Genomic DNA, 26,912 nt, shown 5'->3' with positions numbered 1-26,912 from the left:
ACCGCGATTTTTGTAAAATAGCGCGCTATTATTGTCTATATTCTTACAGCGTTCAGTGAAAATACAACGCTGAGCGAAAAGACAACGCCGATTTAACACATGACGCTGATCTAAAGTAGTAACACCGACCCGAAGAAGGCCCGACTCATGGCAAACACAACTGGTTATAAGCCATTAAAGACGGTCTTTCATGCGAGTCGGCACGGTCATTCGGAGTTGGAGAAAGAACACGCGCGAAGACTCGATTCACCTGCGACTTTACAATGGGATTTCACCGTCGTAGGGCACCCGCTATTCCTGATGATGACCGTCGAGCTTGCCGCACTATTGGAAAGAATCTGGCACACTGAACTGCGAATTTCCGAAAAGTGGGCGGCACTTCCGGGCATTGGGCGACAGCACTATTTGCTGGGAATCTTAATCTCTGAAATTCGGGCGACAAATGCCATTGAAGGGATTTTTTCTACGAGGAAAGAAATCGCGTCTGCTTTGGAACGGCCCTCTACTACAGCCCACAAACGATTTCGGGAAATGGCTGGGCTGTACCAATCATTGCTAGTGCCAGATTCCGAGCGCATGGAATTCCCGAAAACCGTGCAGCAGTTGCGAAAGCTTTACGATGAGCTACTTGCGCACGAAATTGCCGCCGAAGACGCACCAGACGGGAAGCATTTCCGTCGGCAGGAAGTCACGATCTTCGATGGAACGAAAACGCTTCATCGGGCGCCGGGGGCGGAAGAAGATATCGAGCATAGAATGGATACTTTTTTGCGCACCCAAGCTAGCACCGAGAATTCTTTGGTGCAGGCAATAGTGGGGCATTTTATGTTCGAATACACCCACCCGTTTTATGACGGCAACGGGAGGCTAGGGCGGTTTTTGTTGGCGTTTCGGCTATTGGATGTTCTGTCGGCGCCGACCGCAATGTCTTTGTCACACCAGTTTTCAGTGCAGCGGGCGAAATACTATTCCGCCTTCCAGCAGGCCGAGCAGTCACTGAACCGTGGGGAAGTCACATTCTTCGTTAAAGCAATCGCCGACCTCATTGGTGATGCTCAATTAGAGCTAGAAGAATCCCTCGACGAGAAGCGGGTGCAGCTTCTTAACTTGGAAGGCAAGATCGGGGGAGCCGAATTCTCGGATTACCAGAAGGCGTTTTTGTCGATTCTTGGGCAGGCGTTTCTGTTCGGCCCCCATGAGCCGGTGTACCTGCAGGAGATTGGGCAATACATGGGCAAACACTGGAATACTGTGCGACCAGTTGCACGCGAACTTGTCGCCCAGGGCGTCGTGCGGGAAGTTTCTAAGAAACCATTGTCCTTTGAATTGACAGAGAACGGGACCGCGATTCTCGGATTGCAGGAAGTCTAATGCGACGGCCGTAGTTTCTTAACCTAACCGTCGGCTTTAGTTCGTGCAGTCCCGAAAAATATCCGGCAAAAGTGGAAACACTACGGACAGCGTGTCGGTGACCGCGCCTGACGACGAGGCGCAGTTGATGATTAGGCTCCCGCCGCCGTGCTCGGTCATGCCGATGATCCCGCGGGACAGACCCGCCTTGGGTGAAGCTTCTAAACCACGCAGCAGCACTTGTGTTTCTAGGCCATGTAGGCGGGCGCTGACATATTTTTCCGTTACCTCTGGCGTGAAATTGGTGGCGCCAATGCCGGTGCCGCCAATGATCACGATGATTTCACAGCCGGCGACGAGGGCTGATTGTACGGCGTTATCGACGGGGGTGTAACCTTCTGTGACAACTTTTGAAAAGTGCAATTGCAATCCGTAATTTTTAATAAAATCTTGTGCAATTTCACCGGATTTATTGGTTTTATCTTTTTGTAAAACTCGGTCGGAGCTGACGATGATGGCAGCTAGTTTTGTACCCATATTCCGCCTCCAATTTCTTGAAAATGGGTGGTGATAAAAGTCATAAGGGAGTGTTATTTCCCCAGCTTAGGGCTACCTTAAGTGCCCTACCTGCAAGATTGTTCGCTATGCGAATTACGCAAGATTTGTGTGTCGTAATTTAATAAAAATTTAGCCGTTTCGGGTTTCCTTGATCGATTCATATACCACTAGATTGGGGGCATAGGCCCTACGACTAATGAGGATACAATGACTACTCTCGATACCTCAGGCAAAGTCATCCAGGGATGGGATCCGGAAAAATCCGATCACTGGGACTCCAAAATAGCCTGGCGAACACTGTGGATTTCCACCTTCGTTCTCGTTATTGGTTTTGCCACTTGGTACCTGGTCTCCGCAATTGCTCCACAGCTTAATGCAATCGGATTCGACCTGACCACTGCTCAGCTTTATTGGCTGACCTCCATTCCAGGCCTGGCCTGCGGTTTATTCCGCTTGTTCTTTATGTTCATGCCTCCCATCATGGGTACCCGCAAGCTAGTTTGGGTTTCTTCTCTGCTGTTCATCATCCCGATGCTCGGCTGGTTCTTCGCTGTACAAGATACTTCCACCCCATATTGGTGGCTGCTGGTTCTTGCCTTTATGTCCGGTGTCGGCGGCGGCGTGTTCTCCGGATTCATGCCCTCGACCGGTTACTTCTTCCCGAAGCGCCTGTCCGGCACCGCACTAGGCCTGCAGGCGGGTATCGGTAACTTCGGTATTTCGTTCATCCAGTTGGTTGCTCCATGGTTGATGGGATTCACCCTGCTGGGTGTTGGTTTCGTCGCACCGCAGCGTACCGCCGACGGCAACATCTTCGTGCACAACCCAGCGATTTTCCTGGTTCCATGGGCCATCGTTGGCGCAGTCTTGGCGTTCACTCTGTTGAAAGACGTTCCGATTGAGGCGAACTTCCGTCAGCAGATCGACATCTTCGGCAACAAAAACACCTGGATTTTGACCGTTGTCTACATGATGACTTTCGGTGGATTCGCGGGATTTGCAGCCCAGCTGCCACTGCTGATCAACCAGACCTTTGGTGCTGGCTCGGAATTTGCTGGTCAATTCGAAGATCTGCCGAACGGTGCTACTTTCGCCTTCCTTGGACCACTCATTGGCGCCCTGGTTCGCGCAATGTGGGGCCCACTGTGCGATAAATTCGGCGGTGCCATCTGGACGTTCATCGGCTGTCTCGGAATGACGATCTTCACTATCGTCGCCACGTTCTTCCTAACACCTACCCACCCGGATCAGATGTGGTGGTTCTTAGGTTCGATGCTGGTGGTCTTCTTCTTCACTGGTTTGGGTAACGCCGGAACCTTCAAGCAGATGCCGATGATTCTGCCGAAGCGGCAGGCTGGTGGTGTGATCGGTTGGACCGGTGCCACGGCAGCCTTCGGACCATTCATCGTCGGTGTCCTGCTTTCGATGCTGGCCCCAACGGTCTTCTTCATTGGCTGCGTTGTGTACTTCTCGATCACCACGGTGCTGGTCTGGATTTTCTACGCCCGCCCGAACGCACCGTACCCAGGATAAAGCGCCGTATACAGGATAAATAGGAGCACATTCCCCCATGACTACTGCTACTTCCGGTTCCCCAAAACCGAATCCGCTGTTTAAGCTCGGTGCTTACCTGCGCAAAGGTGAGGCCACGGAGTCCGGCCAACAGCTGTTCTTAAAAGGCGGCCGCCAAGCGGACGTTTTCTACCGCAACCGCTGGGCCTTCGACAAGATGGTCCGTTCCACCCACGGCGTGAACTGCACTGGTTCCTGCTCGTGGAAGGTCTACGTCAAAGACGGCGTGATCACCTGGGAATCCCAGGCTGTGGATTACCCAACCACCGGCAACGACATGCCAGAATATGAGCCCCGCGGTTGCCCACGTGGCGCGTCGTTCTCCTGGTACACCTACTCGCCAACTCGTGTGCGTTACCCATACGCCCGTGGCGTGCTCGTCGACATGTTCCGTGAGGAAAAGAAAAAGCACGGCGATTCGGTGCTGGCGTGGCGCGCGATCCAAGAAGACCCAGAAAAACGCCGCGCTTATGTTTCGCAGCGCGGTAAGGGCGGCTTGATCCGCATTTCTTACGAAGAGGCCATCGACATTGCTTCGGCGGCACACGTCTACACCATCCGTAAATACGGCCCAGACCGCATCAACGGCTTCACCGTTATCCCGGCCATGTCGCAGGTGTCCTACGGCGCCGGTATGCGCTTCTTGCAGTCCATCGGCGGCGTCGCCCTGTCCTTCTACGACTGGTACGCCGACTTGCCACCGGCATCGCCGCAAACTTTCGGCGACCAAACCGACGTCCCAGAATCCGGCGACTGGTACAACTCGTCCTACCTGATGATGTGGGGCTCGAACATCCCGGTCACCCGTACCCCGGACGCCCACTTCATGGTGGAAGCCCGCTACAAGGGCACCAAGGTTGTCGTGGTTTCCCCGGATTTCGCGGATAACACGAAGTTCGCCGACGAATGGGCCCGCATTCAGCCAGGCACCGACGCCGCGCTGGCGTTCGCCATGGGGCACGTCATCCTGAAGACCTTCCACGTGGATCGTCAGGAGCCGTACTTCCTGAACTACATGCGGAAATACACTGATTCGCCATTCTTGGTGGCTCTGGACAAGCGTGACGACGGCACCTACACCCCAGGTAAGTTCTTGACCGCCTCGCAGGTCAGTGATGACACCCTGAAGGAATCGCCCAACGCGACCCACCGTGGCTTGGTCATGGAAGAAGACGGCCGCGTCGTCGACCCAGGCGGCACGGTTGCTGACCGCTGGGATATGGAATCGTCGAAGTGGAACCTGGGCCTGGATCATGCCGACCCGGTCATGTCCATCGCCGAAACCGATCAATTCGACACCGCAGAGGTGCTGTTCCCACGTTTTGACCTGGACACCAACCCAGAAGACGTCGGAACCGGCAAACCAATCGGTGCTGGTGTCGTACACCGCGGCGTGCCAGTACGCGAGGTTGATGGCAAGCTGGTTACCACAGTCTTCGACGTCATGCTCGCGCACTATGGCGTGAACCGTGAGGAACTCAACCTGCCAGGATCCTGGCCAACAGATTTCCACGACGCCACCGAAGTAGGCACCCCAGCATGGCAAGAAGGCCTGACTGGTGTGGCTGCAGAAACCGCCATCCGCATCGGCCGCGAATTCGCGCAGAACGCCGCTGATTCGCAAGGCCGCTCGCAGATCATCATGGGTGCGGGCGTGAACCACTACTTCCACGCCGACAACATCTACCGCACCTTCTTGGCGCTGACCTCCATGTGCGGCACCCAGGGCGTCAATGGCGGCGGCTGGGCACACTACGTCGGCCAGGAAAAACTGCGTCCGATGAACGGCTGGACCCAGTGGGCCATGTCTGCCGACTGGCAGCGTCCACCGCGTCACATGATCACCACTGGCTTCTACTACTTCGCCACCGAGCAATACCGCTACGACAACTCGCGGGCTTCGCACTTGGGCTCGCCACTGGCTAACAACGACGCCATCGGCGACAAGATGGTCTCCGACACCATGGCTGAGGCCATGCGCCGTGGCTGGATGCCGGCCTACCCGCAGTTCAACCGCAACTCGCTGTTTTTGGCGGATGAAGCCGACGAAGCCGGCATGGAAGTCAACGACTATGTTGTCCAGCAGCTGGAGAAGGGCGACCTGGAGTTTTCCTACGACAACCCGTCGGCAGAAGAAAACTGGCCGCGCATTCTCATCAACTGGCGCACCAACCTGCTGGGATCCTCCGCAAAAGGCACCGAGTTCTTCCTGCGCCACCTGCTGGGCATCGACTCCGACGCCACCGCGCCGGAGCTGAAGGAAGAAGAGCGCCCGCGCAGCATCAAATGGACCGATGAGGCGCCCGTCGGCAAGCTCGATCTGATGATGACCGCCGACTTCCGCAACACCTCCACCACCCTGGTCTCGGACCTGGTGTTCCCGGCGGCCACCTGGTACGAAAAGCACGACATGTCTTCGACGGATATGCACCCGTACCTGCACTCGTTCAACGCTGCCATTAACCCACCATGGGAGGCACGTTCGGACTTCGAGATCTTCCGTGATCTCGCCGCCGACCTGTCGGATAAGGCCACGAAGTGGCTGGGCACGCAGCGCGACGTCGTCACGCAGCCAAGCCACCACGACAGCCCGGACGAGCTGGGTATGCCGAACGGCGTGGTGCCGAACGTGGAAGAGCAAGGCCTGATCCCAGGCGTGACCATGCCGAAGCTGCACGTCGTCGAGCGTGATTACACCAAGATCTACGAGAAGTGGACGCACCTGGGCCCATTACCTGCCAAGGCGGGCACGGGCGTGCATGGCACCAAGTTCAACGTGGAAAAGCAGGTGAAAGAACTCGAGCTGATCTGCGGTACTTCGGAGACCTCCATGGGCGAGCTGGTGGACCTGTCCAAGGACACCAAGGTCATCGACGCCATCTTGCACCTGTCTGGTGTGTCGAATGGCGAGCTGGCCAAGCAGGGATTCGAGTTCCTGTCCTCGCGCACCGGTAAAGACCTCACCCCACTGGGTGCGGCCGACGAAGACGTGCGCATCACCTGGGATGACATCAAGGAACGCCCGAAAGAGGTCATCACCTCGCCGGAGTGGACCGCCGACAAGCGCAACAAGCGCCGCTACACAGCGTTTTCCATCAACGTGGAATTCGAGAAACCATGGCACACCGTCACTGGCCGCATGCAGTACTACATCGACCACGACTGGTACATCGACTACGGCGAAACCCTGCCGATTTTCCGCCCACCGCTGGATCACGTCCACATGCACGGCGAATTCGCGCCGGGCACGGAACTGACCAACGACCGTGGCGAAGCCGAAGTCACGCTACGTTACTTGACGACGCACAACAAGTGGTCGATCCACTCGCAGTACTTCGATAACCTGCATGTTTTGTCCATCTCGCGTGGTGGACAGGTCGTGTGGATGTCAAACAAGGACGCCGAGAAGATCGGGGTTACGGACAACGACTGGGTCGAGGTCTACAACCGCAACGGTGTGGTTTCTGCGCGTGCCATCGTTTCCCACCGCATCCCGGAGGGCACGATGATCTGTAACCACGCCCAGGAACGCACCGTCGGCACGCCGATCAACGAGCACACCGGCCGACGCGGCGGCACGCACAACTCGCTGACCCGCATTTCCATCAAACCGGTACACATCGCTGGCGGTTACGGCCAGCTGACCTACCACTTCAACTACATCGGCCCGACTGGCAACAACCGCGATGAGGTTACTCGCGTCCGTCGCCGTTCACAGGAGGTTTCCTACTAATGAAAGTCATGGCCCAAATTTCCATGATCATGAACCTGGACAAGTGCATTGGCTGCCACACTTGTTCGGTGACCTGTAAGCAGGCATGGACCAACCGTGAAGGCACCGAGTACATCTGGTTCAATAACGTCGAGACCCGCCCGGGTCTGGGTTACCCACGCACATGGGAGGACCAGGAGAAGTGGAAAGGCGGCTGGGAACGCACCAACTCTGGCAAGCTGAAGCCGAAAGCCGGTGGACGCATCAAGAAATTGGCGACGCTGTTCCACAACCCGAACTTGCCGGAACTCAAGGACTACTACGAGCCTTGGACTTACCAGTACGAAGACCTGATGGGTGCGAAGGCTGGGCAGAAAACGCAGCCGACCGCGAAGCCGGTATCGCAGATCGACGGCCGCGACATCAGCAAGATTGAATGGTCGTCCAACTGGGACGATAACCTGGGTGGTTCCACCGCAACCATGGACGATGACCCGATCTTGCACAACATGAACCTCGAGGTGAAAAAGGAAATCGAGGATTCGTTCATGTTCTACCTGCCGCGTATCTGCGAGCACTGCATGAACCCGACCTGTGTTTCCTCGTGCCCATCTGGTGCGATGTACAAGCGCACCGAGGACGGTATCGTTCTGGTGGACCAGGACCGTTGTCGTGGTTGGCGCATGTGCGTGTCCGGCTGCCCGTACAAGAAGGTTTATTTCAACCACAAGACTGGTAAAGCCGAGAAATGTACCTTGTGCTACCCGCGCTTGGAGGTCGGCCAGCCGACGGTCTGCTCCGAGACTTGCGTGGGCCGTCTGCGCTACCTGGGCGTGATTCTTTACGACGCCGACCGCGTCGCCGAAGCTGCTGCCACCGAAAACGAGCAGGATCTGTTTGAGGCACAGAAGTCGATCATGCTGGATCCGCACGACCCAGAGGTGGTGCGTGCCGCGCAAGCAGAAGGCATCCCGCACTCTTGGATTGATGCTGCTCAGCAGTCGCCGATCTATGATCTGATCTTCAAGTACGGTGTTGCTTTGCCGCTGCACCCGGAGTACCGCACCTTGCCTATGGTCTGGTACATCCCGCCGCTGTCCCCAATCGTCGACAGCGTGACTGCTTCCGGCAACGACGGCGAGGATCACAAGATCTTGTTCTCGGCTTTGTCGAATATGCGCATCCCGCTGGATTACCTGGCTGGTTTGTTCACCGCGGGCGATACCGTGCCGGTGGAGAAATCCCTGCGCCGCCTGGTGGCTATGCGTTCCTACATGCGCGATATCAACCTGGGCAACGAGCCGCAGGAAGAAATTGCGCAGGCCGTCGGCATGACCGGCAAGCAGATCGAAGAAATGTACCGTCTGCTGTCCATCGCGAAGTACGACGACCGCTACGTCATTCCGACCGCTTCTCCAGAAACCCCACGCGGTATTTCTAACCTGGACCCATTCGGCGGGGTTGATCCGGCACAGGCCTCCGAGGACGTATTTCACGACCTGGGCATGGGCGCACCGGAAGCCTGCACCAGCAGTGCTGCGCAAGGCGGCAAAGTCTCGCTGTTGTCGTGGAGCGGTGACCGCCCCGATTCGATGTTCCCTCCGAAAAAATAGGGAACAGGGAAGAAGTAGGAGCAACCCTTGAGTATCTTCGACAAGCTGCGCAAACGCCCGACGACTCCGTCGACGAAGCCAAAATTCGCCGCTGCTTCTGCCGACGACGCCGTCGCCGGCTACGGCACCCCGGCGGGTATCGGCACCATGGGTGGCGCCAAGGACGTCGAGCGAACCCTGCGTGCCCACACCGGTAAAGTGCCCACCGAGTTCATTGCTCCGGTGGAGGTCACCGAAGAGCAGCGACGCATCACTGCGATGGCGGTGTCCGTGTTACTGAACTACCCGGGCGAGGACATCATCGATAAGCTCGCCGCCGTCGAAGAGCAGGTAGATCAGCTGCCGTTGGCGATTGCCACAGACTTCGTGAACTTCGCGGAATGGGCCCGCAGTGTGGGCCCACGCGCGCTGGAAGAACACTACGTGGAAACCTTCGATCAGCGTCGTCGCTGCGCGTTGTTCTTGTCTTATTACGCCGTTGGCGATACCCGCCAGCGGGGCATGGCGATTTTGTCGTTCCGTGAGCAGCTGGAGGCCTTGGGGTTCCAGATTTCGGACGACGAGTTGCCAGATCACCTGTGCGTGGTGCTGGAAGCCATGGCAATGACCGAGGGCGAAGAGCACGAACGCGCCGTCGAAATGGTGGCCAGCCACCGCGAAGGCATCGAGGTGTTGCGAGCTGCGCTGAACCAGGTGAGCTCGCCGTATGTCGCGCTGATCGTCGCGTTGTGCAAGGCGCTGCCGCAGGTTGATGCAAAGACTGCGCAGAAATACGTCGATTTGATCCGTACCGGGCCGCCCGCAGAGATGGTCGGCATCGCGGATTTGCCGTTCCCGACCACACAGCCGGGCGTTGTATAAATAAAATTAATTAAGGACCACACCATGTTTGATAACTTCCTCTGGGGCGCGTTCCCGTGGTTAGCGATTGTGGCGTTTGTCGTCGGTATCTTCTGGCGTTGGCGCTCGGACCAATTCGGCTGGACCACCCACTCCTCGCAGATTTACGAATCCAAGCTGCTGCGCTTGTCGTCGCCGCTGTTCCACTGGGGGCATGGTCTTCGTGATCATCGGCCACCTGATGGGCCTGGCCTTTCCGAAGTCCTGGACTCGCGCCGTCGGTATCGACGATCACGCCTACCACCTGATCGCGACCATCCCGGGTTCCATTGCCGCGTTGGCGGTGTTGCTGGGATTCGCCGGGCTGCTCTACCGTCGTTTGAAGAACCGCTCGGTGTTCTTGTCGACGTCCGCCTCCGACAAAGTCATGTACATTTTGTTGGGTGCGGCGCTGATTTCCGGTTCTTTCGCGACGTTTACGCTGCAGTTGTTTGATCTGGCCGGTACCGGCGGATACGACTACCGCGAAACCATCTCGCCGTGGTTGCGTCAGCTATTGATTTTCAATATTGAGCCGGAGCTCATGGCTAATGCTCCGTGGCAGTTCAAAGTACACGTCATTGCTGGTTTCACGCTGATTGCCGTGTGGCCGTTTACCCGCCTGGTGCACGCCTTTTCCGCGCCGGTGGGGTACACCACCCGCCCGTACGTGCTGTACCGTTCCCGCGACGAGCGCACCACCCCGATGCGTTCCAATACCGCTTGGGAGCCGATCCGTTCGCACCGCGAGCAGTTGGAAGGTGAAACCCCAAGCCACGGTGCTTAGGTTTCCCGCGGGTCTAGCGATCTGACGCAATACGCTGCTACGGCAGCGACTGCCGCCAGTCCGGTGCTCAATTGCGAGCATCAGGGCTGGCGGTTTTGTGTTGGCGCATAAAATTGCTCTCTCTAGAGACACACTTCGGTCTTTTCCTCTACATAAACTCAAAGAGTGTCAATTTAGGTTGCATGATAACGGGTTGTCTATTGAGGCCAGCCCTAAATATCACCCCGTATTTACAAATCCCGGTAAAGCGCTAGGTCTATTGGTAGACAAACGATAATATGAGTTAGCTCAAAGCATTTCGGGATCAGGAATATTTGGCGGTCAGGTGAGAAAAACCAAGGCGAAAATCGCGATCGGGCTTATCTCCGTTAATCTATTTCTGGCTGTAATCGGTGGCTTTCTTGTGCAAGATACTGATTTATACCATTGGCCGGTGTGTTTTGTTCTCGGACTCAGTGCAGGAGCCCTAGGTATTGCAGAGAGTAAACCATGGATAGCGGGAATTGGGCTGTTCAGTGCGGTATTTCCAGCGGTTCTCATGTTTGGATCCTGGTTTGTGTATACCGTAATGAATATATCCTGAATGAATATATTGAAGTGTACTAGGTTTTGTTCCTAGGCATTTACCTTATTTTCTATTATTTCCCGAGACGCATCTTGTTCCCAAAACTCGGTTTCAGCCTCGACCGGGGTGTGGTACGCCAAGCTTTGATGCAGTCTTCAGCAGCTCATTAGTATCTCGCAGCTCTTGGTTTTCACGACGTAGTCTGGCGTTTTCAGCAATCACGTCTTCCTCGGCACGAGTAACATCGCCATCCCGGCGAGCGGGCTTAAGTCCATTGACGAGCCGTGTGCCATGAAACCCCCAGCTTTGGGGCTACTGCCTGACACGCGGGGTGGATCGATATATTTTCCGCCACGATGCGATCTTCCACGAGACAGACCACACGGTCCTTCGCATCTTGGTCAAATTTTTTGGGCATGTTCGAAGATTTTCCCATCTACTCAAACGGAACAAAACCTGGGACACTTCAATCCTGATTTTCAGGTTTATCTTGTCAGACTGCCATGCCTAGCAACCATCCCAGCCAGACTGCGCCCAGTCCGCCGAGCACCGTGAACACGGTATAGAGGCTCAAGCGGATCCACGCCCGTTCGTAGGTCAGATTCCCCAGTTCGCGGGCCAGGGTTGCCAGGGTTGAAAGCGCACCACAAAAACCTGTACCAAAAGCGATTTCCCAATACGGCAGGTGCACGAGCGCGCCCAAGTCGACGCGCGCCAACATGATCCCGAGTGCGAAACACGCCAGCATATTAGAACTCGCGGTTCCGGTGTACCGGCCGCGCAGCTTGCTTAACAAGCCGCGCACTAGTCCTCCGGCAAAGGCACCGGCGGCGACGGAAGCCGTCGACAAGAGTGCTTCGGTGAGGCTGATATCGAGATTCATTCGCTCTCACCGTCCTTGCCGCCTGCAGCGCCTTCAGCGGCACGGAAATCTGGGTTTACGCGGGGGTTCGTCTCCGGGTGCGCCCAGGGACCATGGGTGAGCACGAAGTGCGTCGTTTTTTCGCGCAGATCCAACACGTTGCGCAGCTGATCGCCGCCGAGCCAGCAAATCGTGCAGGCAATGATAATCCCGGCGACGTAAAACACCTGGTGGCTGCCCAATTCTGTGAAGGCGAGCCCGACGAAGGCGGAATACGTCGAAAAGCCGCCCAGCATGCCAGCACCGCCAAACGGGCCGGGTGCGAGGTAGCCCATCAGGAAGCACGCGAGCATGTCTAAAACGGCGACCGGAAACAGCTCTTCGCCGAAAATCGCGAGGGTGACGAACCGGACGAGCGCACCAATGGCGGCACCGATCCCGATCATCAAGGCCTCGCGAAACACACCGCCGATCCTACTGACGACGCCGCTACAGGCGGAAATGCTGCCAGCAGATCGCCCTAGAATGGGTTTATGAACGATTCCCAGCCGCAGATGCGGGATGCACACAGTAAATATTCGCCTGCTGGAAAGACGCACGGCGGCGTGCAACACACGAGTTTTTCCGCGCCGGGTAAGAACCCGGTTGGTGAGGTAGTGCTGGTTGCTACTGCCGACGGACTAGTCGGGGTGTATTTCAGCGGCGGTAAGCATGTGCCAGATATTGCGGAGTGCGGGCCACGGTGTGAACTGGAAAGCGCAGCGGACGGCGGTGATAACAGCGATGAAAGCATCCGCCGGATACTGTGCCAGGCGCGGGCAGAATTAAGCGAGTATTTCGTCGGCAAGCGTCAGGATTTCACGGTGCCTTTGGATTGGGCGCATGTGGCAGCTGAGTCCAGCGAGTTTTCGGTGCAGGTCTGGCGGCTGCTGCAGGGGATTGCGTATGGTGCAACCACGACGTACGGTGCGTTGGCGCGTGAGATGGGCAGCGTGGGGCTATCGCAGCGGGTTGGGCAGGTGGTGGGGCGGAATCCGTGGAGTGTGATTGTGCCGTGTCACCGGGTGCTTGGTGCTGATGGTAGCTTGACCGGTTATGCCGGTGGCTTGGACCGAAAGCGCTGGTTGTTGCAGCATGAAGAGCCAAGCGCGGCGGAAGCGGGGCGGTTATTTTAGTTGCTTAGGGCAGTTGGAGTTTGGTTTAACCGTCGTTTGAGCAGGCTCTTTCGGAGGAATAAACTCGCGGTGACGATGATGCCTATGATATCCGGTTTGCTTTTTTAGGAAGTCTGACGGAAGAATCAAGGAGGCATTCACGAACTCGATACCAATAACTTTTCCATTTTCGTCGATATCTATCTCTATTTCTCCTTCCATTTTTTCTGTAGTTATTCCTGATATCTGCCGTTCAGAGAGGGCGCCTGGCTGCACTATGGCTAGATAGGCTGCATCAGCTTCTGGGTCATAATCAAAATTCATAATTACCCTTTCGTGACAGTAATCACATTTCCGCTCTTATTGTCTACAATAACTCTGATGCCGTTGCCTTTAAATACTGTATTGTTCGCATTGCCCTTGCTTATTCTGCGGGACTGTCCCCCGGAAAGTGGACACGTCGGGGGTGAACTATTCGACTTTAGCCAGTGTAGCTGAAGTCTCAGCTTCAAAAGCATCAGGAGCCACAAGATTGCACCAGGAGTGTCGTCTGCGCGTGTTGCAGCATGAAGAGCCGAGCGCGGCGGAGGCCGGGCGGTTGTTTTAGTTGCCACCCGGCATCATGGTGTGGCCGGTACTGGAATCGGGGTGGGGCTGGGAAGGATCTACCCCAATTTTAATTACAACCCTAAAGCTTCTGCGCTGAGTTAGAGCAGCGTGTAGCCGCCGTCGTTAAGGAATTGCGCAATCGGTTGAGCAACCTGATGGATAGCATCTTCTTTCAGGCCACCGGAAACGATTCCGATGGGAAAGGCATGCCCGTTGTGGGTGGCAAAAACCGGTCCGCCGGAGTCGCCGGGCAGAGAGATCGCGTTGTAAATCAACTGCCCGTCAGCGCCTACTCCGTAATATGGTCCGCAGGAAAGCCCGGTCCGTGCACCCATGCGGCAGAGCCTCGGCTTGTGCTCTTCTGTCCAATCCGTATTCTGCACCGCAGCGGTGATCATTTTTTGGTTCTTCCAGAAAAGCTGCAGGCTAGCGTCGACCATCGCAGGATTGTCGATTTTGATCAGCCCTTTGTCGTAGCGTCCAATGTCGCCATGATTCTGAAACTCTGAATAGGTCATCGTTCCCACTACATGGTGCCGGCCCTCGGGGTCTTCGATGCTGAAGACGTCGCCTTCGCGGCCACAATGCCCGGCTGTGAGGATGAACTGTTCGCCGTTCTTTTCGACGATCCATCCCACCGAGCAGTATGAACCCAACCGGGTGTTCGTAATCCGGGCACCTGGTGTGATTTTTCCGGGGCGCTCCAGGAACTGAAAAGCCTCGCCTTCGGCATAGATTTTCTGGCCGGTGACCTCGTGCCACTCGATGTTTTCTTCCCGGCTGAAAATAGGAACCTTGGTGATCTTTTCGACGATCTGCGGTGGCCCTTGTGGCGGCTGCTGTGGTTGCTCCGGTTGTTGGACAGGCGGAAGCTTCGGCATCTTGGGCAGCGGCTGCGGCTGTGGTGCCGTATCTTGCGGCTTCGGTGCCGGTGCAGGCTGTGGCGCTGGCTGTGGTTTTGGTGCGGGACCTGGGGCATTGCTGGAACCAAAGCTGGATTGCGCGGCAGCGACTCCTGGTCCGCTTATGCTCAGTGGTCCGATGGCGAAACCAAGTGTTAGGCACGCAGCGACAGCGAGTACGCCACGGCGTTTGCGGGGGTTGAATGCGGGAGAAATCATTAGCGACGCCCACCGAAGAAGTTCTGGATGGTGCGTTCCAGGTTGGTCAGGAAGTCATTGATTACAGGGACGTTGTGGCGTAGCCCCTGCAATGCAGCACCGATGCCGGCAAAGACAAGACCAATTCCGCCCACTGCGGCGATCGCCTTGAACCAAGGGCTGGAGGTGATTGTGTCTGGTGTGGTTGTGCTCGGTGGGGTAGGTGCGCTTGGTGGAGTGGCGTTTGGCGGCGTCACCTGTGGGGTTTGGTTTGGCTGCTCGCCTGGAGCTTCTGGAGCAGGCTGTTCACTGGGGTTGCCAGGGGCAGGGTGTGCACCTGGACCTTCTGGGGCATCTGCCGCTCCTGGAACATTCGGGGCTTGTGGTGCTTCTGGCATTGCTGGGGCAGTCGGGCCGTTAGTGACGACGAGATCTTGGGCTGTATCCAGCTCACGGTTGGTTTGCGACAAAGCATGCGCGGCCAGCGTGCCGATCACGTACTGCTCATTCGGATCCAAAGCGTTGGCCGGAATGTTGATTCGCTTGATGAAGCTGCCATTGTTCAGCTCATTCATTCGTACCCATTCGGCGGCAACTGGACGGCCCACTGGCGCAGACTTGCCGACGTTCCATTGTGATTTCTTGTACACCGCAACGTAGACACCCTGTGAGGCGCCTTCGCCGACGAACCCCGCACCGCGGACAGTAATGTCACCACCCGTGGCAGCATTTACCGTCGTTGTAGAAACATCTAGCGTCGGAGTGGCAACTGCCCCGTTTTTGACTTTGAGCAGAACAGCGTAGTCGTATTCGTGGTTGCCGTGCTTGTCGACGCTTGCCACGAAGTATTTTTTCTTCGGGTTCAGCGTGTTAGCCGGGATTTCCAGGTTCTGCGAGAATTTGCCGTCGGTGACTTTGGCAGTTGTGGAAGCCAGGGCTTTCTTGGCGGTGTCGGCGGTGAACCTACCGTCGTCAGGCACATCGGTGTTTTCCAGCACATAGAGATTCATCTCTTTGCCGTTTAGGTAGCCGGTGCCGTTGACGGTGATCGTATTTGCTTTCCGGCTATCCAATGGAGTGCCTGGGAACAAGGTCAGGTCAGGGTCGATGCCTTGTTCTGGTGTCTGCGACAAGAAAATGCTGGAGTAGTCAGACCAGGCTGTTTCGCCCTTTTCCGTGATCACCTTGATTTGGCCGCGGTAGCGCTGGCCTTTCTTTAGGCCGGTGAATTCAGCGTACCCATTAGCCATTTCGCTTGGGGTGATGAAGGCGTCGCTTTCCTGGTTGCCTTTGTCGTCAACGGGAACCAGACGGGCTTCGACCTTTTTGATGTCCTCGTATCCCGCGAGTGAGTAGAACAAGCCTGCCTTAGAGTAGTCCGTAGCGGATGCAGGGCTGATGCGCGGGGCATCAGGGGTTTTCAGGGCGTTGTTTTCTGGTGTTTGCTTCCCAGGCTTTGCTGGGGTTGACGGTTTTGCTGGCTTGGACGGTTTTTGATCCTGGGACGGCGCAGGCGCAGGAGCTGGTTTCGACGGTGCTGGAACCTCTGGTTTAGCTGGATTTGCAGGCTTCGCTGCTGGTGGCTGCGGTGCGTCAGGGTCGACGACGGTGACGGTCTCGCTGAATTTTTCTTCGGTCCATTCTGGAGTACCGAATTCATCGCGGTTCAGGTTCGCTTTCACGCCTATGCGGTACGTTCCTGGCTGGCGGCCAACAAAATCAGCGGTGGAAACTTGCGGGCCACGGTCGAGGTGGTTGACGTAAGTGTTCTGTCCGTCGTTTTCGCGGTACAACGTAATGCGAATACTTGAGCCGCGTTTGTCATTTTCTGCTAGCTTCCATCGCGCGGTCACCGTGTCATTATTGGCGCTTGCTTGGACTTCTGCGAGTGATTGGGAAGCGAGTTTGACTGGTTTTGCGAGGTCCAGTCGACGATCAATAGGCAGCATCTTTCCGCCAGCAAGGGTGCCTATTTGATAGGAATCGCCTTGTACGAGGCTGATTTCACCCGGATTAATCTGAATCTTTTTGGTGAAGGTACCATTGACAATCTCCTCGGGTTTGATGTGCACCGAGACGCCTTTTTTCTCAATGTCACGCGGTAACTCTCCTGGAGTCCACTTAGAAGCAGCCCAAAATACGAGGTAGACGCCTTCTTGTGCAGCCGGACCGGTGTATCCTTTACCGGATACTGTGAATTCGCCCCCTTTGGCGAGGTCGATTGTGTCGGTATCGACTGTGAATTGTGGATTGGGATCTTCACTGACGGCAAGCGGTTCACTGGTTTCGGATGGACGTGAGTTTCCAGTTGCGCTTTGCGCTTCTACGGTGGCGGTGTATTGAACACCTGGTTTCAGATTTGGGAATTCTGCGAAATTGTCGGGATACGTGCTTGTGCCCGTAACTTTTTGTTCGAGAGGGCCAGAACCATCATTAGGCTGCAATTTCACAACGTAGGTGTGAATCCGGGTGCTGCCCGTTGAGCGACGATCCCATTCGACCCGTGCAGTCTTATTCTTTTTCAGTTGGAGATATGGCTTGTGGGGTGCTTCGGGGGCTTGTGGTTGATCGCTGATGCTGAGTACGTGTGATTGGCTGAACTGGGAATTTTCCACACCTCGCACCGCAAACACGCGGACCACATAATCACCAGGTTCTACGTTAGTGAATTGATAATGTGTGGCGTTACCAGCAACAAATTGGTCGATGACAGGTTTACTGGTGACAGGTTTTCCACCTTGAACTTTCAGAAGCTGAACTTGGTGATAAGTAGTGCCAAATTCAGCTGGAGCAAGTTTCCATTCAGCAGTGATCAAACGGCCTTCGGCAAGCACACCTGTGAGTTCTGGTCCTTTGGGCCTAGAGAGGTCTTGGTCGTCTGCTGGAGCTTGAGGTGCCGGTGGCGCCGAAAAATCTTGTGCGTGTGCAGGAGTGAGTGTGCCGAAACCAAGCGACAGAGAGGTCAAACCTGCCACCGTTACCTGCATCCATAGACGTCGATTGTTATTCACGGAGTGGATTCCTTTCAGGGAAGTGGAAATAGAGTGAAACTCTATTGAAAATCAGTTAAAGGTTAGCCTTGACTGTTTAATGTAAGCCAGACAAACCTTAGTGATATTGAGCACTCTGTGAAGGGTGCTGAATTTATCTCTGTGCACTAGATGTCTGATGGTGAATAGCTGGGCGTAGGGGCACTGTGATGGCAGTCAGTTTCGTCTGTAAATCACGTGTCGGGTGATATCGAACCTGAATTCAGAAGCAATATTCCCTGGCATGGCCGTTCTTATTGCGGAGGGGTAGTTCGGATGCGCTTCGGTTTGTTCTCTTCCTAAGCGAATTGAACTATGGCAAACTTCGTGTTGTTAAGTGAGGGTGACGTCAGTCAGCCAGGTATATTTCTTGGTGATAGTTATGATCACCAAAGCCTACTAGCTCGAGGTATCCCAGCACTGTCAAGTGAATGAGAATGCGGCCAAGATTTTGAACATATGGCAAGTAGTCCCAAACCAATTCTGTAAAAGGCTGCTTTATGCGGAAGGTCGAACTCTTTTAGTTATGCGCTATAAATTAATTCCGGTGACGGTGTGGTATTTCACGCTCGTTATCTTGACTTTAACAGTTTTCGTGAGTGCTGCTGCCGACAGCTCACTAGCCGAAATCGCAATTGTGCTAGCAAGTATTTGCGCTGTAGTCGCTGTGCCCCGAACTCCAGCCATATCAGCTTTGACCATGGTTTGCATTACCGTCGCAATCTCGTTGTTCAACGACCTTGGAACCATTATTACGCCAGTGAGCATCGGAATTGTCGCGGGCGTACTTGGCTACAAAGGGTACCCCCGCTGGGGTATCGCGTATGCACTCGTGATCCTAGTATTCGCAACTATCGACCTCGAGAACAAGAAAGTCGTTTTCGAAGCCCTTATGGGTAGTGCTTTGTTAGCTGTATTTCTCTTCGCTCCACTACTAGGAGGATACATTCATGGTGCTAGAGAGCGTAACCACGAAGCTGAACGCGTCCGCTTCGAAGCAGCGTTACATCGTCACCGTCGGGCAACTATTCGTTCTTTGCATGACTCAGTAGCAAGCACGCTCACGTCGTCAATTCTGCGGGCCGAAAGTCTTGCTCTCGAACCCGATATCAGCCCCACCATCAAAGAGAACATTCAACTTATCTCGCAAGAAAACCGCAAAGCAATCACCCAAATCCGCGAACTTATCCAAGTTCTCCACTCAGAAAATATCGAGGATACTTACCTTCAGGTGGACACCACTTTTGAGAAGCAACTCAGGGAATTCGAGACTCTATTAGGTAGCCATAATTTCAATGTTGAAATGGCTAATTGCGCACTCACCCGGGAGGTAATCGCTTCTGTTCCGGTGCTCACAATGCCTGTCATGAGGGAACTAGCCGCAAACATTATCAAGTACGGTGCCGCAGGTAGTACGGTGTATATCGACATCACCGTGTCAGAAAAAAGTCTTTTCGTTGAAGTTCGTAGCATGATTGGCACAGAACAATCCCCAACTTATCTCAGCACTGGCTTAGGGCTGAAAGAAATTCAAAAAGAAATGAAACTTCACGACGGCGAATTTACTTGGGGCTCTCAAGGAAGCGAATGGTTCTCGCATTGGACTATTCCCCGAAAAGGAAAAAGTCGTGGTGCACATAAGTCAGAAAGAAAGTATCGTCTATAATGCCTCACTCTCCGTACCGGCTACTCATCGTTGATGACGACCAACTTGCCCTTCAAGCGCTTTCGCGTTATTTCTCAAATGCAGAAGACTTCGTCGTCGTAGCAACAGTCTCCAGTGGCGAACAAGCACTCGCGGAGCTTCGCCAGGGGCCTGTCAATGTTGTGTTGGCAGACATCCATATGCCCAATATGAATGGTTTGGCTTTACTCGATGAAATAATGGCTCTGCCAAGTCCACCAGTGTTTATTGCCATTACTGCACTCGACAATGACGAGATACTTATGAAGGTTCTAGGTAACGGAGGATCGGGATACATCCTCAAAAGCCAGACCCCAGATTCCGTTATCCAATCCGTTCGTGACGCGGTTTCTGGAGGTTTAGTGGTTTCTCCCAACGCGATGCAACATCTCATCAGTAAAATTCCTAGCGCACAATCTGAAACTACACGTCCTATGACTTTGCTAGAAAAACTGACATCTCCATCCTCGCAGCTTCCCCCGGCAGACCAAGAAACTCTCAGGTTGCTTTGTCGAGGTAAATCTAATATAGAGATCGCGCAAGAAATGCACTACTCAGAATCTGCAACGAAAAAACGAGTATCTAAGCTCATTCATCAGTTCGGTGCTAGCTCTCGACTTGATTTGGTGGTGGCTTTGCTCAATCCAGATGAATAATAGTCCGATGAAAGCGAGGGAGTGGGCTTGACCCCCCGACGTCCACTTTCCGGGGGCAGGCCCGGCCAATAGGCAATCAGTCTCGGTCTGCTGATAGACAGTTCGAGGTTTTGGGCAGCATTTATGACACCTCATTTTGCGCCAGAGTTAGGGTCTTGTGCCACATGGAGATCGTGCTAACCCCTCCAAGGGCAAGGCTGGCAGCCAAGATCAGCCACGAACCTACAGATAGGTCGAGGAAGGGGTAGCCGACCGCGGAAGTGATAGCGCCGAGAGGGTTGTAGGTTGCCAACCGAGCAAACTTAACCAGCATGACAGCGCTGAGTATGGTAAGTGCCAGGCAGGCAGCAAAACCGAGGCTGAAATCGCCGACACTTATGTAGATCGCAGCGCAGATTAAGCCCCATGCGACTACCGCGATAATGTTGCGCAGCGCCAATACCGCGATGGTGGGTGCGGCGAATTGTGGGGCTACATCGCTAAGCGTTGTGGCAATCAGCCAGCCTGCAACTAACGCCGCAGAGAGTATGACACCCAACGCGGCGAGGGAGACGATGAGCGCAGCGATCTTGTAGCCTGCGTGTTGGCCGCGTGATCGAAGCATGTCGACCATCTGGCTATGGAACTCTGCTTTGATAAGAGTGCCAGTCAAGATCGCGACGATGACGGGCCCAATGAACAAGGCATAAAGCTGTGTTGCTGCGGAGGCCCAGGCACTTTCGGCTAGCTGCTCCGGGTGTATAACATCACCGTTTGTTTTGATAAAAGACATGGATGTAATGGTTGCCACGCATGTAATGAGTGCTGATCCTGCGAGGTAGCCCCATAGAGGTTTAGCCTTTTTAAGTTCTAACCAGTAAAAATTCATGATTTACTTCTCTTTTCCAAGTTGGATTTTCAGATATCCAAAGAGACTAAGTCCGACTAGAATTGCGGCGACGAGTGAGAGTTCGAGCCCAAATGTGGAATCGGGGTTCGGCTCATAACCCAAGAGTGGTTGTGTCACATCTACATCTTTGAACGGGTTGCCTGAGACTAATCCTCCCATTGGCAATGCAGCCAATGCCAGGGTGGTTTTACCGATGAGAGAAACACCAACCACCGATAACGCGAGAGCAGCAGTAGCAGCAGGAACCAATCCTCCTAATCTCAAGTGCACGCTGGCGACGGTGAATGCGGTGCTGATTACGGAAATCAACAAGCCAAAAAACACGGGAATAACGTCAAAGACATCAGCGGATGAGTAATGAAAGGCGACGAGTGCTCCTAGCGCGCCGACATAGCCTAGCGCCCACATGACGAGGAATAGGAACGCTGAGCTGAGGCGGAAAGCCAAAAGACGCCCAATTTTTCCGTTCCGTGCTCGGAGGACACCCCAAATCCCGTTTTCTTGCTCTTCTGATACGTATAGGTGAACTATGGCGAACACTACCAGTGGCATTGTGAACAGTGCGACTGCAACTGCTTGACTGATCATGCCCGCCGCGCTGTCTACTGCGGCATTTTCGCCACCGCGTAGACCGACGTTGGCAACCATCATCCAGACCACAGTGGCGACGATGCTGAGCACGGTAGTGATGGATGCTTTTCTCAGGAGGAGCGATTGCTTATCCAACATGCGCCGTCCCTAGGGTCATTTCGAAGAATTTTTCTTCCAGCGACGGTGCTTTCACGCAGGCTGACTGCAGGGGAACTCCAGCGGCACTGGCTTCGGCGATAAGGCTCGGCATGTCCACTTCCGATTGGAGTGAAAAGCAGCCGTTGTCTTCTGAAGTGAAGTTCAGGTTATGATCCAGCAACCAGCTACGGAGTTCTTCGGGAGCGGGAGATTCTAATAACGTCTTTTCGTCGGCAAGCAGATCTGCAATGCGACCGGAGTAACGGATGGTGCCTTGGTCAAGGATACCTACATGTGTCGCAACGTTTTGCATTTCTGACAAAATGTGACTGGACACCATAATCGTGACATCTCGGGTTGCGGGGAGCTGTTGTATAAGCTTGCGAATTTCAACGACACCATTTGGGTCGAGTCCATTAGTCGGCTCGTCGAGAATAAGAAATTCTGGCTTCCCCAGCAATGCGAGTGCAATACCAAAGCGCTGTTTCATACCAAGGGAATAATTTTTCATCGGTCTTGTCAACGATGGATCAAGCCCTACAGTATCCAGAAGGTCACGAGTGTTAGAAGCATCTACTCCAAACAGTCGTGCCAAGTAGTAGAGATTTTCGAGTGCACTCAACGATGGGTAAAACTTCGGGCTTTCGATAAGCGAGCCAATGTTTGTGGGCTTGCCAGGCAGACCATCGTGGGAGGAGAATGCAAAGGCACCATTGTTGAACGGCTGTATGCCGACTAACCCTTTCATGAGAGTACTCTTGCCTGAACCGTTGACGCCTAGCAGCGCGTATATTGCGTGCGACGGTACAGTCATGTCGATATTTTTGAGGACGCGGTGGGCACCGAACGACTTGCTTACACCTGTCACGTTAAGTTGATATGCCATGGAGAATTTTCCTTTACCACTCGGGAGTTACTATGCCGACGGAATTGTTGGGCTCTAGTGCGCAGAGGATGCCCGTTGAACCGACCAGGAGTCCTTTGGAATGTTGCGACATTCCGGTTGCGTTGAGTGCACCGGTAGTCATAATCTGCTGCGCAAGTTCTTTTCGGAATGAAGCAGTAGCGATAGCTAGTTGCTTTCGGTACACAAGAAGTTCGGCACGGAGATCCTGAATTTGTTCTGAGGACATGGTCGGAGCTCTCTTTTTAAGAAAATTTGGTGAGTTTAGTCAACGACAGGATCCGCTGCATGCACCATTTGGCGTGTGCAGCTTTCGTAATGAGGTATGTTTTAGCAGCAGCCGAACCAACGAGTTTTGGCATTGGTGTGGCAGTCCTTAGTTAAGGTGACAACCAACCTTTCTTGCGGGCGCCGAGAACATCATCGAGTTCCGCGTCGGTCATTGGAGTGATGTCAAAGACGGTCTTTTTTCCATGGTTGTGCTCCTTCAAGCAATTAGGGATTGGATTTGGGTACCCAGGGGTGGTGTCTTTGTCTCTGCCAACTGGCTTCGACAAGACAAACGTTACGGAGCATTCGGGATACTGGGAAGTTAAAAAATGACTGCTAAGCAATATTTGCGGTGAGTTTTTTCAGAATGGTGTTCTTAAGTTCCCGTGAGGTACTAACAAGTCACGGTAAAATTCGCTTTTTCTGTCGCCTGCTGGCAAAAGGACTTCTATTGCTTGTGCTAACTGCACTGCTAAATAGGCCTGACGATGCTCTAGCTGTGACTAGCCCATTTTATCTCGTTTGTCTGGCTGTTTGTCGAGAGGGGTCGAAAGTTCATAAACTCTCGGATCCGGTTGTGTGGGTAATTTTGTGCGCAGAGCGGGGGTACTGATAGAGGGGTACGTAGAGCTCGCTGCAAGAGGCTGCGGTTTAGTTAACCGCCGAGGTGTGACAGGCAGGTATCGTCTTCGTGTTTGAGCTCAAGGTTTCTTGGTGGGCGTGGGAAGCTCGCACCGTACCGTTTCACTACCGCAGGGTGAATGCTCCGGAATGGGCACCAGCATCAACGATGGAATGGGGCTCTTAGAGGTAAAGATTGCTTGTATACGCCCTGCTGGTTGTCTAGGGGCTTACCGGCTACTTCGGCATAGTGCCCAGCTACTGCCGGGCCGCAGCCCCAAAAAAGAAGCACAAAACTAACGGTTCGCCGGCTCCCAGCCCAAAGCAGGGGCCACATGCTCGGCGAAATTCTGCAGAAGCCGCAGGTTCAGATCCACACCCAGCTGGTTCGGGATCGTCAGCATCAAAGTATCCGCCTCCATCACGGCGGCGTCGTCCTTGAGCTGCTCGATCAATTGCTCCGGCTCGCCGGCATAAGTACGACCAAACGTCGACTCATAACCATCAATAATGCCGATCTGGTCATTACCACCGCTCATACCAAACAACGCCCGATCCCGGTCGCTGACAATCGGGAACACGCTGCGGCTCACCGACGTCCGCGGCGTCCAATCATGCCCAGCCTGCTTCCACGCCTCGTGATAAGCCTGCAACTGCGCCGCCTGCAAATCACCAAACGCCTCACCAGTGGCCTCCGTCAGCAACGTGGAACTCATCAGGTTCACGCCCTGCTCAGCGGCCCACTCGGCAGTTTTCTTCGTTCCAGCACCCCACCAGATATTGCGCTGCAAACCAGGCGAATGTGGCATCACTGGTAGCGGAGTATCTGGCTGGTAAATCGGTGGATACGGATCCTGTGCAGACTTGACGACGGCCTCACCGCGCACGCCCTGCATAAACTTCGCGAACTTCTCCCGGGCAAGATCTGCCCCGCGCGGATCGTCGGAACCGGTGTAGCCGAAAGCCTCCCAACCACGGTGCGCAGGCTCCGGTGATCCCCGTGAAACCCCCAACGCGACCCGGCCGTCGGCAAGCAAATCCAGTGCAGCGGCCTCTTCTGCCAAGTACAACGGGTTTTCGTAACGCATATCGATCACGCCGGTACCGACCTCAATGTGCTTGGTGCGCGCGGCAATCGCAGAAAGCAACGGCATCGGCGCCGCCCCCTGCGGGGCAAAGTGGTGCACGCGGAAATACGCGCCATTCACGCCAATCTTGTCTGCCTCCACGGCTAGCTCCAGCCCCTGCTTGAGGGTCTGCTGGGCATTAGGCCCGCGCTGGCCGGGGAACTTGTAATGTCCGAAGCTAAGGAATCCGAATTTCTTCATGACACCATGATAGATGATGTGTCAACTAACCGGTGGTGGTTGTGTGGCCCGTTTAATTTTCTCGCCCAGGTGGAAAATTGTAGACCGGTAATTAATTTTAGTGACTCGCGGCACTATCCCTGGGAAAGGCGGTTGTATATGCTGGCACTCAGATCACAACAGAAACTTCTGTAACAGACACTAAGGAGTTCCCGTGTCCGAAACCCATACCCTGACCACCTACGACGCCATTATGGACGCCATCACCACCGACGGTGACAGCGATGGCAGCGCCGAGATCCACAACCCCGCCACCGGCGAGCTCGTCGGCACCTACCAGGTCCAAAACGAAAGCGATCTCAACGATGCCATTGCTGCTGCGCGTGCTGCGCAACCAGACTGGGAAGCACAAGGCGATCACGCTCGCTGCGAACTGCTGAACAAATTCGCTGATGCCATTGAAGAAGCCGCAGAACCACTGGCTAAGTTGCTTTCGCAAGAACAAGGCAAACCACTTAACGGACCCAATGCCCGCTTCGAGGTCGGCGCGTGTGCCGCGTGGCTGCGGGCAACCGCCTCGTTTGAATCCCCGGATTACACCGCCGTTGATGATGACATCACCGCTACCGTGCACTACCGGCCGCTGGGTGTTGTCGGTGCGATTGGTCCATGGAACTGGCCGATGATGATCACCATCTGGCAAATCGCACCAGCACTACGCATGGGCAACACCGTCGTGGTTAAACCATCCGGGTATACCCCGCTATCAGTCAGCGCGCTGGTGGCCATCGCGAATACTGTGTTGCCGAAAGATGTTCTCCACATCGTTACCGGTGATGGTGGGGTTGGTGCAGCACTGACAACCCACCCAGGTATCGACAAGATCATGTTTACTGGTTCGACGGAAACCGGCAAGAAAATCATCGAGGCTTCTGCCAATAACGTCACCCGCCTGACCCTGGAACTCGGCGGTAACGATGCTGCCGTGGTGCTTGATGATGTCGACCCGCAGGCGATTGCCGAAGATCTGTTCTGGGGTGCGTTCATCAATACCGGGCAGACGTGTGCCGCAGCCAAGCGTATCTATGTTCCGGATGCGATTTATGATGAGGTCGCTGAAGCCTTGGTGGCTATTGCGAAAAAGATGCCGATGGGCAATGGTCTGGATGAGAACAACGTGCTAGGCCCGCTGCAGAACAAAGCGCAGTTCGACATTGTTGATGGTTTGGTCAAAGCCGCCAAAGATGGTGGTGGGCGTGTGCTTGTTGGTGGTGACCCGGATTATGATGCACCGGGTTATTTTTATCCGGTAACGATCGTGGCTGATATTGATCCAGATAACCCATTGGTTGCGGAAGAGCAGTTCGGTCCGGCTGTGCCGCTGATTCGTTATTCCGAATTGGATCAGGCGATTGCGTGGGCTAATAGCTTGGATGTGGGGTTGGGTGCTTCGGTGTGGTCGGCGGATGCGGGCAAAGCTCGTGAGGTTGCTGGTCGTTTGCAGGCTGGGACGGTGTGGATTAATAAGCATGGTGCGGTGGATCCGCGGGTGCCTTTTGGTGGTATTAAATCCTCCGGTTATGGCGTGGAGTTTGGTACTGAGGGGTTGAAGGGGCTGGCTTATCCGCAGGCGATTAACGCTTAGCGGGGAGTGTTTGGTGCTGTTGCGATCCAGCGGGTTCCCGAGCCGCGTTGTGGACCAGCTGGATCGATTTGTGCTCGACCCAATGTGCGCAGATGGCGCAGCACGTTGGTGATTTCACCACGCGATATGCCGAAACGTTCTGCTAATTCCGCTGCAGCAACGGAGTTGCCGTCCTGGAGCTGCGCCTCAATGCGCTCTTGGACGCTGGCAGCCGCGGTGGGCAGATCCTTGCCAGACAATTGTGCCACCTGCGCGGATAACACCCATTCATCTGCATTATTTATGCGCTGAACAACGCCGTAGTCTTCGAGTGCATTTAATAGTTCACTAGCTTCGAGCTGAGATGTTTGGGTGCTATGAGCAGTTTGCTTGAGAGTTATAAGCGGTGCGTGCCAGAGCTTCCACAGCACGAGCATC

Annotated in this window: 21 protein-coding genes and 2 pseudogenes; 10 read left to right on the top strand and 13 right to left on the bottom strand. The window is 54.7% G+C overall.

Annotation, left to right across the window (positions count from 1 at the left end):
* Positions 1 to 147 precede the first annotated feature (147 nt).
* On the top strand, positions 148 to 1,371 hold the full coding sequence (locus O146_RS0107880) for a Fic family protein (protein ID WP_027018133.1): 1,224 nt from the start codon (positions 148 to 150) through the stop codon (positions 1,369 to 1,371).
* 36 nt (positions 1,372 to 1,407) lie between these two features.
* Here the strand turns inward: O146_RS0107880 and O146_RS0107875 are convergent, their stop codons facing one another.
* Complete coding sequence (locus O146_RS0107875) at positions 1,408 to 1,887, bottom strand: molybdopterin-binding protein (protein ID WP_023018687.1); 480 nt, start codon at positions 1,885 to 1,887, stop codon at positions 1,408 to 1,410.
* Positions 1,888 to 2,115: 228 nt separating this feature from the next.
* Here O146_RS0107875 and O146_RS0107870 point away from each other — a divergent pair, with 228 nt between their 5' ends.
* The 5 genes and pseudogenes from O146_RS0107870 to narI all read left to right on the top strand — a co-directional run bounded on the left by O146_RS0107870 (position 2,116) and on the right by narI (position 10,471).
* The gene (locus tag O146_RS0107870; RefSeq protein ID WP_027018132.1) at positions 2,116 to 3,441 is read left to right on the top strand and encodes an MFS transporter; all 1,326 of its coding nucleotides are present in this window, start codon (positions 2,116 to 2,118) and stop codon (positions 3,439 to 3,441) included.
* Between the two features lie 37 nt (positions 3,442 to 3,478).
* Entirely contained in the window at positions 3,479 to 7,213 is a 3,735-nt protein-coding gene (locus O146_RS0107865; protein WP_021353336.1) for a nitrate reductase subunit alpha, read from the top strand.
* Positions 7,213 to 8,805 carry a nitrate reductase subunit beta gene (gene narH / locus O146_RS0107860; protein ID WP_027018131.1) on the top strand — a complete coding sequence of 531 codons (1,593 nt, stop codon included), beginning with the start codon at positions 7,213 to 7,215 and terminating at the stop codon, positions 8,803 to 8,805. Before O146_RS0107865 ends, narH begins: the two co-directional genes overlap by 1 nt.
* 27 nt (positions 8,806 to 8,832) lie before the next feature.
* Positions 8,833 to 9,666, top strand: coding sequence for a nitrate reductase molybdenum cofactor assembly chaperone (gene narJ / locus O146_RS0107855; RefSeq protein WP_018120625.1), 834 nt, complete (start codon positions 8,833 to 8,835; stop codon positions 9,664 to 9,666).
* Between the two features lie 24 nt (positions 9,667 to 9,690).
* Positions 9,691 to 10,471 (top strand): annotated as a pseudogene (narI, locus tag O146_RS11535) (respiratory nitrate reductase subunit gamma).
* Positions 10,472 to 11,301: 830 nt separating this feature from the next.
* Here narI and O146_RS13160 read toward each other — a convergent pair.
* The 3 genes and pseudogenes from O146_RS13160 to O146_RS12215 form a co-directional block, all read right to left on the bottom strand.
* Positions 11,302 to 11,501, bottom strand: a pseudogene (locus tag O146_RS13160) (hypothetical protein).
* A gap of 28 nt (positions 11,502 to 11,529) precedes the next feature.
* Entirely contained in the window at positions 11,530 to 11,919 is a 390-nt protein-coding gene (locus O146_RS0107840; protein ID WP_081820612.1) for a fluoride efflux transporter FluC, read from the bottom strand.
* Positions 11,916 to 12,362 (bottom strand): CrcB family protein, encoded by a 447-nt coding sequence (locus tag O146_RS12215; RefSeq protein ID WP_051619347.1) that lies wholly within the window; start codon positions 12,360 to 12,362, stop codon positions 11,916 to 11,918. Before O146_RS12215 ends, O146_RS0107840 begins: the two co-directional genes overlap by 4 nt.
* Positions 12,363 to 12,431: 69 nt before the next feature.
* Between O146_RS12215 and O146_RS0107830 the strand changes: the two genes are divergently transcribed.
* On the top strand, positions 12,432 to 13,073 hold the full coding sequence (locus O146_RS0107830; protein WP_027018128.1) for a methylated-DNA--[protein]-cysteine S-methyltransferase: 642 nt from the start codon (positions 12,432 to 12,434) through the stop codon (positions 13,071 to 13,073).
* Here O146_RS0107830 and O146_RS11525 read toward each other — a convergent pair.
* The 3 genes from O146_RS11525 to O146_RS13110 all read right to left on the bottom strand — a co-directional run bounded on the left by O146_RS11525 (position 13,065) and on the right by O146_RS13110 (position 17,772).
* Positions 13,065 to 13,376, bottom strand: coding sequence for a DUF2283 domain-containing protein (locus O146_RS11525; protein WP_081820611.1), 312 nt, complete (start codon positions 13,374 to 13,376; stop codon positions 13,065 to 13,067). The genes O146_RS0107830 and O146_RS11525 overlap by 9 nt on opposite strands.
* Before the next feature lie 383 nt (positions 13,377 to 13,759).
* Entirely contained in the window at positions 13,760 to 14,782 is a 1,023-nt protein-coding gene (locus O146_RS0107820) for a S1 family peptidase (RefSeq protein ID WP_027018127.1), read from the bottom strand.
* Positions 14,782 to 17,772, bottom strand: coding sequence for a fibronectin type III domain-containing protein (locus O146_RS13110; protein WP_155896252.1), 2,991 nt, complete (start codon positions 17,770 to 17,772; stop codon positions 14,782 to 14,784). The genes O146_RS0107820 and O146_RS13110 overlap by 1 nt, the downstream gene beginning before the upstream one ends.
* Positions 17,773 to 18,316: 544 nt before the next feature.
* Here O146_RS13110 and O146_RS0107810 point away from each other — a divergent pair.
* Both O146_RS0107810 and O146_RS0107805 read left to right on the top strand, forming a co-directional pair.
* A complete protein-coding gene (locus O146_RS0107810) occupies positions 18,317 to 19,456 on the top strand; it encodes a sensor histidine kinase (RefSeq protein WP_126849965.1) in 1,140 nt (379 codons plus the stop codon).
* Positions 19,456 to 20,130: a response regulator transcription factor gene (locus O146_RS0107805; RefSeq protein ID WP_035000676.1), complete on the top strand. Its 675-nt coding sequence runs from the start codon at positions 19,456 to 19,458 to the stop codon at positions 20,128 to 20,130. The genes O146_RS0107810 and O146_RS0107805 overlap by 1 nt, the downstream gene beginning before the upstream one ends.
* Before the next feature lie 121 nt (positions 20,131 to 20,251).
* Here the strand turns inward: O146_RS0107805 and O146_RS0107800 are convergent, their stop codons facing one another.
* From O146_RS0107800 to O146_RS0107780, 5 genes are all read right to left on the bottom strand, one after another.
* On the bottom strand, positions 20,252 to 20,902 hold the full coding sequence (locus tag O146_RS0107800) for a hypothetical protein (RefSeq protein WP_126849964.1): 651 nt from the start codon (positions 20,900 to 20,902) through the stop codon (positions 20,252 to 20,254).
* A gap of 99 nt (positions 20,903 to 21,001) precedes the next feature.
* A complete protein-coding gene (locus O146_RS0107795; protein WP_027018122.1) occupies positions 21,002 to 21,748 on the bottom strand; it encodes a hypothetical protein in 747 nt (248 codons plus the stop codon).
* Positions 21,738 to 22,634: an ATP-binding cassette domain-containing protein gene (locus tag O146_RS11520; RefSeq protein ID WP_051619346.1), complete on the bottom strand. Its 897-nt coding sequence runs from the start codon at positions 22,632 to 22,634 to the stop codon at positions 21,738 to 21,740. Before O146_RS11520 ends, O146_RS0107795 begins: the two co-directional genes overlap by 11 nt.
* Positions 22,635 to 22,647: 13 nt before the next feature.
* Positions 22,648 to 22,881, bottom strand: coding sequence for a hypothetical protein (locus tag O146_RS0107785; RefSeq protein WP_027018121.1), 234 nt, complete (start codon positions 22,879 to 22,881; stop codon positions 22,648 to 22,650).
* A 958-nt stretch (positions 22,882 to 23,839) separates the two neighbouring features.
* The gene (locus O146_RS0107780; protein WP_027018120.1) at positions 23,840 to 24,871 is read right to left on the bottom strand and encodes an LLM class flavin-dependent oxidoreductase; all 1,032 of its coding nucleotides are present in this window, start codon (positions 24,869 to 24,871) and stop codon (positions 23,840 to 23,842) included.
* A gap of 232 nt (positions 24,872 to 25,103) precedes the next feature.
* Between O146_RS0107780 and O146_RS0107775 the strand changes: the two genes are divergently transcribed.
* The gene (locus tag O146_RS0107775; RefSeq protein WP_035000696.1) at positions 25,104 to 26,495 is read left to right on the top strand and encodes an aldehyde dehydrogenase family protein; all 1,392 of its coding nucleotides are present in this window, start codon (positions 25,104 to 25,106) and stop codon (positions 26,493 to 26,495) included.
* On the opposite strand, the gene O146_RS12210 is transcribed toward O146_RS0107775, so the two are convergent.
* Complete coding sequence (locus tag O146_RS12210; protein WP_051619345.1) at positions 26,492 to 26,911, bottom strand: helix-turn-helix transcriptional regulator; 420 nt, start codon at positions 26,909 to 26,911, stop codon at positions 26,492 to 26,494. The genes O146_RS0107775 and O146_RS12210 overlap by 4 nt on opposite strands.
* Position 26,912 lies beyond the last annotated feature (1 nt).

The organism is Corynebacterium pseudodiphtheriticum DSM 44287, from assembly GCF_000688415.1.
GTDB classification, from domain to species: Bacteria; Actinomycetota; Actinomycetes; order Mycobacteriales; family Mycobacteriaceae; genus Corynebacterium; species Corynebacterium pseudodiphtheriticum.
Note: the sequence above shows the minus strand (reverse complement) of the source record. Positions and strands in the feature narration are given on the sequence as shown.

What these genes read in the sequence shown, in the direction of transcription:
- O146_RS0107880 (WP_027018133.1), top strand. Translation starts at nt 148, where the DNA reads ATGGCAAACACAACTGGTTATAAGCCATTAAAGACGGTCTTTCATGCG.
- O146_RS0107875 (WP_023018687.1), bottom strand. Translation starts at nt 1,887, where the DNA reads ATGGGTACAAAACTAGCTGCCATCATCGTCAGCTCCGACCGAGTTTTA.
- O146_RS0107870 (WP_027018132.1), top strand. Translation starts at nt 2,116, where the DNA reads ATGACTACTCTCGATACCTCAGGCAAAGTCATCCAGGGATGGGATCCG.
- O146_RS0107865 (WP_021353336.1), top strand. Translation starts at nt 3,479, where the DNA reads ATGACTACTGCTACTTCCGGTTCCCCAAAACCGAATCCGCTGTTTAAG.
- narH (WP_027018131.1), top strand. Translation starts at nt 7,213, where the DNA reads ATGAAAGTCATGGCCCAAATTTCCATGATCATGAACCTGGACAAGTGC.
- O146_RS0107840 (WP_081820612.1), bottom strand. Translation starts at nt 11,919, where the DNA reads ATGAATCTCGATATCAGCCTCACCGAAGCACTCTTGTCGACGGCTTCC.
- O146_RS0107830 (WP_027018128.1), top strand. Translation starts at nt 12,432, where the DNA reads ATGAACGATTCCCAGCCGCAGATGCGGGATGCACACAGTAAATATTCG.
- O146_RS11525 (WP_081820611.1), bottom strand. Translation starts at nt 13,376, where the DNA reads ATGAATTTTGATTATGACCCAGAAGCTGATGCAGCCTATCTAGCCATA.
- O146_RS0107820 (WP_027018127.1), bottom strand. Translation starts at nt 14,782, where the DNA reads ATGATTTCTCCCGCATTCAACCCCCGCAAACGCCGTGGCGTACTCGCT.
- O146_RS0107810 (WP_126849965.1), top strand. Translation starts at nt 18,317, where the DNA reads ATGCGCTATAAATTAATTCCGGTGACGGTGTGGTATTTCACGCTCGTT.
- O146_RS0107805 (WP_035000676.1), top strand. Translation starts at nt 19,456, where the DNA reads ATGCCTCACTCTCCGTACCGGCTACTCATCGTTGATGACGACCAACTT.
- O146_RS0107800 (WP_126849964.1), bottom strand. Translation starts at nt 20,902, where the DNA reads ATGTCTTTTATCAAAACAAACGGTGATGTTATACACCCGGAGCAGCTA.
- O146_RS0107795 (WP_027018122.1), bottom strand. Translation starts at nt 21,748, where the DNA reads ATGTTGGATAAGCAATCGCTCCTCCTGAGAAAAGCATCCATCACTACC.
- O146_RS11520 (WP_051619346.1), bottom strand. Translation starts at nt 22,634, where the DNA reads ATGGCATATCAACTTAACGTGACAGGTGTAAGCAAGTCGTTCGGTGCC.
- O146_RS0107785 (WP_027018121.1), bottom strand. Translation starts at nt 22,881, where the DNA reads ATGTCCTCAGAACAAATTCAGGATCTCCGTGCCGAACTTCTTGTGTAC.
- O146_RS0107780 (WP_027018120.1), bottom strand. Translation starts at nt 24,871, where the DNA reads ATGAAGAAATTCGGATTCCTTAGCTTCGGACATTACAAGTTCCCCGGC.
- O146_RS0107775 (WP_035000696.1), top strand. Translation starts at nt 25,104, where the DNA reads ATGGACGCCATCACCACCGACGGTGACAGCGATGGCAGCGCCGAGATC.
- O146_RS12210 (WP_051619345.1), bottom strand. Translation starts at nt 26,911, where the DNA reads ATGCTCGTGCTGTGGAAGCTCTGGCACGCACCGCTTATAACTCTCAAG.